Here is a 6557-nt window from a genome sequence, read left to right as displayed (position 1 = left end):
ACTGGGCAAATCCAATGGCTTGAGCGAACTCAGAACTGGATAAAATCTGGGGGCAAGGTCAGCTTGCCTCGCGCGAGGTAGTGCCAAGCGACGCGGCTCTGATCCGCCCACGTCAGAACGGCATTGCTGGCGAGTTGAGCGCCGTTTTTGCTGACCACCGTGTTAGGCTTGCCGCGCTCGGTGATCAGGCGGCTCCAGTTCCCGTGTCACGCGGGTGCCCGAGAGCGAGGTATCGGCCACCAGCGCCAGACACTCGCGGGTGCTATGGTCGACCACGGTCAGAATGCGGAGCGACGGCCGTCGGTGATCTGATCTGACACGAAGTCGCGCGAGACGATTTTTGGGGGCCGTCGCGCCATCGTCTGGGCCCTGGCGACGAGGTCTTTCCCGCGACGCGACATCAGCCGTGCTGGGTGGTAAAACTGAATATGCGATAGCCTTACAGCAGCTGCCAGAGCACCGCTTTGTGATCGAAGGTGAAGATGGGATGGCGCATGAATGACATTTTGCGCGCAGCGGCACCGCGCGATTTGGTACTCCTCGATTCCACGTCGCGCGCTACTTGTGAGAACAACGACTCTTCAAAGCTGGCTTGACGCGCGCCTTGTTCGTCCACGACTGACCGAGTTCATACTCTTGCCATGGCCGGCGATTACGTAGCGGCGCGTCTTGCGGTAAACTATGCGTTCGATTGCCCAACTCGCCATCGTTCCTCACGGTAGCACCACGACTTGATCCGAACCGCGTTGCCGCGCCCTCTCTACTGCCGCCCTGCGCGCCCTGGGGAACATCAATGGAATCTCCGTCCTGAACTCATAGTCTTTCGCCGAAATACTGGGCGATATGATCCGGAAGCGCCAATAGCGGCGCCCCCTTGGCTTCTTCCCGTACTCGCGCTCCCACCGCGAAGTGTCAATCCGCACATCACTCATGTTGGTGCTGATAGCCTCAAAGATTACAACCTTTCCCAGCGGCCTGCTCCAGGGCGTCAACTCGTTCGGCTGGTCGGCAAGCTCAAGCACCTGCGCTCCGCAAAGCTGCCCCGCGCACCGTTGCGGTCTGGGCCGCAATCGCACACCCACTCGACGCCTTCACCTCCGACAATGTGCCGATTACCTCAGAGCTTCAGGCTATCGAACTTAATGCCATTACTCCTTATTGCGGTCGAGCCATCATCGCATGACGATGAGCCTTTTCTTCCTCAGACAGCACCTTGTTCAGACGTGTAGCCTCTCGGGTGGCTTCATCGCCCCCCTATCACGCAGGTTTCGCCAGTAAGGAGGGCGTGATAGCCTTGGCGTGCTACAAGGGCCGGATCGTTCTTCCAGTTATTGTCAGCAAATGCTGTCGATCCCATGCCGGCCTTAGCATGGAATGCCGTTGCGGTGGCTCCCGGCTGCAAGATGGTGATCCCGACATTCGTGCCAACCAGTTCTTCGCGCAGGCTGTGGCCGAAGGACGACAGGAATGCCTTCGAGGGACCGTAAACTGTCTCATAAGCGTAGGCGTAGTGGCGGAGAGCGAGCTGACAAACAGAAACTTCCCACCCCCGCTCTTGATCATGCCTGGCAGTAGGGCATAAATCAAACGGACCGGGGAGATGACGTCCAAACTAATCAGATCCAAATGCCGTTCCAGCGGAATTTCAAGAAATGCGCCACCGATGGAAATCCCTGCGTTTAGCACCGCAATCTTCAATGGCCGCTCAGTATCCCATACTACTTTGATGACAACTTCGTTGCCCTCCGCCGTAGTCAGATCGGAGCTGAAAGCAATCACCTCAGCGCCGAGCGACCGGAGTTCACTAGCCGCGTGCTGAACACGATCACTGAAACCTGAGATTACCAGATCGTGACCGTCCTTAGCCAGAAGTAGGGCCAGTTCAAGCCCGATGCCGGATGATCCGCCGGTTACAAGAGCAAGCGGTTTTGGCATTCAATTTCCTTTGTCTTGGAAGGCGATTGTCGCGTCGGTTATTCGGGAAGGATTGACTTCGAACTCGGACGAGAGCGCAAAAAGGCCTTGCTAATCGAAAGGGCCGGCGCAGCGAAAAAGGCGGTCAAGCCGCTCCAGGATACGATGGGCCGCGGTGCGGACGCATGGCGTTCAGGCAACTCCGCTGCCGGTCCAAAGCAACCTCTTCGTTTCATGTATCGCCAAGCAATCGGGTTCCAGTCACGCCAGACCTGCTCGGCTCGCGCTGACAACAGTCCGGACACGATTTCCGGCGGACTTCCAAAAACCTCAGGCAGTTTACTGGATAGATGCTCGTCCTTCAGTACGGTCCATTTCGAGTATCCGCCCATCACCGGAGAGGAAAGCGCGAAGACCACCCGACTTATTCGCGCCTCTCTGGTAGGAAACGAACACATCGGGCACGGCTCGACGATCGAATACAAAGTACAATCTGGCAGACGTTTTCGCTTCAGACTCTTTTGTGCCCGAGAAAGCGCGACTAGCTCCGCGTGTCTAGTTACGTCGCCTTCCGACGAAACGCAATTTGTCGCCTCGGCAACGATCTCTCCTTTAGAAACAATGACAGCCCCGAACGGCAGCTCTCCGTGCTCCGCACCGCGCCGAGCGAGCTCTAGGCACCACTCTATCATTGCCAGATCTTGAGCGTAAGCTTCCGGCATACTCATGAGCGTCAGCATCGGTAAGGGAACCACAACCACTGGCCGGACCGGATATTTCCCCAACTGCGATGATGAGAGTATGGACTCGCGTATAGGGTTGATGTTCGTGAGAGGCGGTCTTCATGCATCGCAACGGAGATCATTGTAAATAGCCCAGATGGAGTGCGGGAAATATAGCGACAGATGAAAGCTGGCATAGTGGAGAGAGCAAACAGGGCGTTGCACTCATTGCCACGGATCGCGAGAGAACTAGTCTGATCAAATCGTCACATCGCTAACCGCCTAGGCAAACGAAGTGCTCATGAACGAGAGCAAGGACGCGTTTGGTCCGCTTCCGCCGACGTTAGGCCGCGGATATCCGGATCGGGGTCTTGTCAGTCGTGGCTTGGACGAGCCTAGTGGCATGGATAGCGTCATCCTTTCTTGGTAGCTTTCGCCGGCCGTGGCGATATTGAGACCATCCCATTTAGTTCTGGTTCAGCGATTGGCCCTATCGTAGAGTGTTCAACGCCATTCTTCGTGCCATCCGTCTCCGACCTCGGGCAACTCGCACCCGCATTAGACCGCATCGCGTGACTTACAACCACTACCAGAAACGGTGGTTCAGAGCTGCCCTGATTGTCTAAACCGAGTTTCCGCATCGATAGGTGGAGCCTCTGACGGTGCTAGGCCGCCATGCGGAGTGGTAGCGTAAGCGGAAAGGGGCTTTCAGGTCACTTGGTCTGTCGACCTTTCTCATCGACCACCACCCCGTAACATTCCGCCCTGATCGCCCTTGTTTCAGCTTATCGGACCGTGGGCCTGACCTCGCGGGATGTCAGTAACTTCGTTGCGGCGAAAGCATTGCGCGCTCGGCGGGAAAGCTCGGCGTCACAATCGCTTGATCCTTCCTGAGATCTGAAACTATCCAGCAGCACTTATGCGCTTATTTGAAGTTTCCGGCGTCACCGACGCTGACGTTGACAGTGCAGAGATAACCGTGCGGAGTAAGGAGGCGGCGGAATTTGCTGACTATCTGGCGACGGACTGGCAACCTTGGGACGATGCAAGGAAATTGCCTGCGAGATCAAGGGCGCTCTAAGGGGTAGGGTGCTCGATGGTCACGGCCTCAGGCTGTGAAGCAGCTTTTGTTAGTTCGCATGAGGCATAGCGCTGTACGTCAGGGCTGCGGAGCGCCGGCCTAGACGCCGGCGCATTGCTCAGGTCAGCTGCTAAAATGTGTGCAAGTAGCGGTGAGAGTCGGACTCGCTTCCCCGATGCCGCAACTGCGCGAAGACCGCCGCAAAACAGGGAGCCCAAAAAGGCCGGGCTCGATTGTGTGACCACCGCCGTGTACCACCGATTCGGCCCGCAACGCGGGGCAAGCATCAGAACAGCGAGGCAACCATGGTAAATCCGTTCCCGTCGAAGACCCATATCGGCAACCATATGCTGCATCCGGAAACCCTGATGCTGACCTATGGCTATGATCCGCAATTGTCGGAGGGCGCCATCAAGCCGCCGGTGTTCCTGACCTCGACCTTCGTGTTCAAGACCGCCAAAGACGGCCAGGACTTCTTCGATTACGTCCCCGGCCGGCGTGAGCCGCCAGAAGGCATGGGCGCGGGCCTGGTTTATTCACGCTTCAACCATCCCAACAGCGAGATCGTGGAGGACAGGCTCGCGGTCTACGAGCGCACCGAGAGCTGTGCGCTGTTCTCCTCGGGCATGGCGGCGATCGCGACCACGATCCTGGCCCTTCGTCCGGCCCGGCGACGTCATCCTGCACTCTCAGCCGCTCTATGACGGCACGGAGACCCTGCTGACGAACACGCTTGCGCGTCTGTCGATCGGCGCGGTCGGCTTTGCCGACGGCATCGATGAAGCCCCCGTCAGGCAGGCGCGGAGGAGGCGACGGGGAGGGGACGGGGAGGGGACGGGTTTCGATGATCCTGATCGAGACGCCCGCCAATCCGACCAACGGCCTCGTCGACCTCGCAATGATCCGCCGCATCGTCGATGCCATCGGCAAGGCGCAGGGACACACGCCGATCATCGCCTGCGACAAAACGCTGCTCGGGCCGGTGTTTCAGCGGCCGATCGAGCACGGCGCGGACCTGTCGCTGTATTCGCTGAGCAAGTATGTCGGCGCCATTCCGACCTGATCGCGGGCGCCGCGCTCGGATCGAAAGCGATCATGAAAGGCATCAAGGCGCTGCGCGGCGCCATCGGCACCCAGCTCGATCCGCATTCCTGCTGGATGATCAACCGCTCGCTCGAGACGCTCAGCCTGCGGATGAAGAAAGCCGATGCGAATGCGCGGCTCGTGGCGGACTTTTTGCGCGACCACCCGAAGGTCGCCAAGGTGCATTACCTCGGTCATCACGAGCAGGACTCGCTCTCCGGCGCCGCGTGTTCGCGCGGCAATGCCTCGGCGCGGGGGCGACGTTCTCGTTCGACATCGTCGGCGGCACGGAGGCGGCGGTGAAATTCCTGAACGCGCTGCAGATCCTCAAGCTTGCGGTGAGCCTGGGGCCACGGAATCGCTTGCAAGCCTGCCGGCGACGATGACCCATTCCGGCGTTCCCCGCCGACATTCGCCAAAAGATCGGCGTGCTCGATTCACGAGGGCCGCATAACATTCATTCGGAAATGCCGGCCCGACGTAGTTCAACATTGATCGGGACATCCCCCCGCAACAGTTTTCGAGGGTCACTTTACCGGGTCCACCCTGTACCCTTCTAGTCGTTCTGCACCAGTCCAATGATGTAGACTGGCAGCACGGGCCGATCTGCCGGGAGCAGCCAGTGCGGGGAAACGAAGCGCTCGAACTCTCTAGCGTACGCATCCGGCGTAGGCCGCAGGCTGGTTGGATCATTTCCGTTGCCAACGGCCTGCACACCATCTTCGCCGACGCCATAGACCCAGATCAGGCCGTCCTCGATCTCCATTATAGAACCTGACGAGCTCGATCAGGTTTTCGATGCCAAAGTCGGTGAACGCCGATGGTAATGTCGCGCAGCCAGTCTTCGTCTTCACCGAGGTCTTTTGCGACCTGGGTGAGGGTGGTGACGTGATGAACTTTGTTGACGTGCGTGGTCATGCCGCTCGAGCGGGGAACGCAGATGCCGGCGTCCAATTCCAGGGCAGAAGCTCGTCCAGCCGGTGAGCTGGGCGGACGGCGATGCAGGCAAGGATATCCGTGAGCCAGGCCTGCGGATCGACGCCATTCATTTTGGCCGTGATGATCAAGCTATACATGGACGCCGCGCGCCGTCCGCCGCGATCAGAGCCGCAGAACAACCAGGATTTTCGTCCAAGAGCGATGCCTCGCAAGCCTCTTTCGGCGGCATTGTTGGAGAGACAGACTCGTCCGTCCTGCAGGAACAGCGTGAAGCTCGCCCATCGCTTCAGGATGTAGTTGAACGCCTTGGCCAGGTCGTGCCCACGGGACAGCTTGGCGAGCTGCTCCCGCATATAGACCTGCAGATCCTCGACCAGAGGCCGGCTTAGCGTCCGTCGCATCTCCAGACGCTCTTCGGGGCTCCTGCTTGCCGGTGGCCTTGGGACGCGCATTCTCTTCGATATCGGCCATGGCGAAGAACGGGCGCCGCGCATGGACCCAACACGCCGCTTCCCGGATCGGTCCAGGGTGGCGTCCCGCCAGATAGAGCTGGTTGTACCCGTCATAGGCGTCGGCCTGCAGGATGCCGGCATACCCCGCCAGATGCGCCTGGGGATGCTCGCCCCTACGGTCGCGGGAGTAGTAGAACATCGCCGCCGGCGGCCCGGCGCCGCCAAACGGCCGATCGTCCCGGACGTAGATCCAGCACCGTGCCGTATCGGTCTTGCCCTTGGCCAGCACCGGCACTGTCGGGTGAGTAGGCCGGAGGGATTTCACCTCCAGCCTCTCGCAGAACCGGGCGTGAGACTCTCGCCTCA

The 6557-nt window shown here is 59.5% G+C and carries 5 protein-coding genes and 3 pseudogenes; 2 read left to right on the top strand and 6 right to left on the bottom strand.

All coding sequences use genetic code 11. From position 1 onward, the window contains the following. Positions 1-62: 62 nt before the first annotated feature. The 3 genes and pseudogenes from ACM43_RS10080 to ACM43_RS38785 form a co-directional block, all read right to left on the bottom strand. A pseudogene (locus ACM43_RS10080) lies at positions 63-332 on the bottom strand (DDE-type integrase/transposase/recombinase); the annotation flags it as partial. Between the two features lie 970 nt (positions 333-1302). Then, complete coding sequence (locus tag ACM43_RS38790; RefSeq protein ID WP_199751074.1) at positions 1303-1935, bottom strand: SDR family NAD(P)-dependent oxidoreductase; 633 nt, start codon at positions 1933-1935, stop codon at positions 1303-1305. Between the two features lie 38 nt (positions 1936-1973). After that, on the bottom strand, positions 1974-2606 hold the full coding sequence (locus tag ACM43_RS38785) for a nucleoside deaminase (protein WP_433960424.1): 633 nt from the start codon (positions 2604-2606) through the stop codon (positions 1974-1976). Between the two features lie 949 nt (positions 2607-3555). Here ACM43_RS38785 and ACM43_RS10075 point away from each other — a divergent pair. Continuing rightward, positions 3556-3717, top strand: a complete 162-nt coding sequence (locus ACM43_RS10075; protein ID WP_083235187.1) for an NEL-type E3 ubiquitin ligase domain-containing protein — start codon at positions 3556-3558, stop codon at positions 3715-3717. 305 nt (positions 3718-4022) lie between these two features. Next, positions 4023-5360, top strand: a pseudogene (locus ACM43_RS10070) (cystathionine gamma-synthase family protein). Here the strand turns inward: ACM43_RS10070 and ACM43_RS10065 are convergent. The 3 genes and pseudogenes from ACM43_RS10065 to tnpC form a co-directional block, all read right to left on the bottom strand. After that, positions 5357-5566, bottom strand: a complete 210-nt coding sequence (locus ACM43_RS10065; protein WP_050996349.1) for a hypothetical protein — start codon at positions 5564-5566, stop codon at positions 5357-5359. The pseudogene ACM43_RS10070 and the gene ACM43_RS10065 overlap by 4 nt on opposite strands. Beyond that, the gene (locus tag ACM43_RS10060) at positions 5566-5718 is read right to left on the bottom strand and encodes a hypothetical protein (RefSeq protein ID WP_162130879.1); all 153 of its coding nucleotides are present in this window, start codon (positions 5716-5718) and stop codon (positions 5566-5568) included. The genes ACM43_RS10065 and ACM43_RS10060 overlap by 1 nt, the downstream gene beginning before the upstream one ends. After that, positions 5715-6557: pseudogene (tnpC, locus tag ACM43_RS10055) on the bottom strand (IS66 family transposase); the annotation flags it as partial. The gene ACM43_RS10060 and the pseudogene tnpC, both read right to left, overlap by 4 nt.

The sequence above is a fragment of the Bradyrhizobium sp. CCBAU 45321 genome, assembly GCF_028128975.1.
Lineage (GTDB): Bacteria > Pseudomonadota > Alphaproteobacteria > Rhizobiales > Xanthobacteraceae > Bradyrhizobium > Bradyrhizobium yuanmingense.
This window is presented reverse-complemented; position numbering and strand designations above follow the sequence as displayed.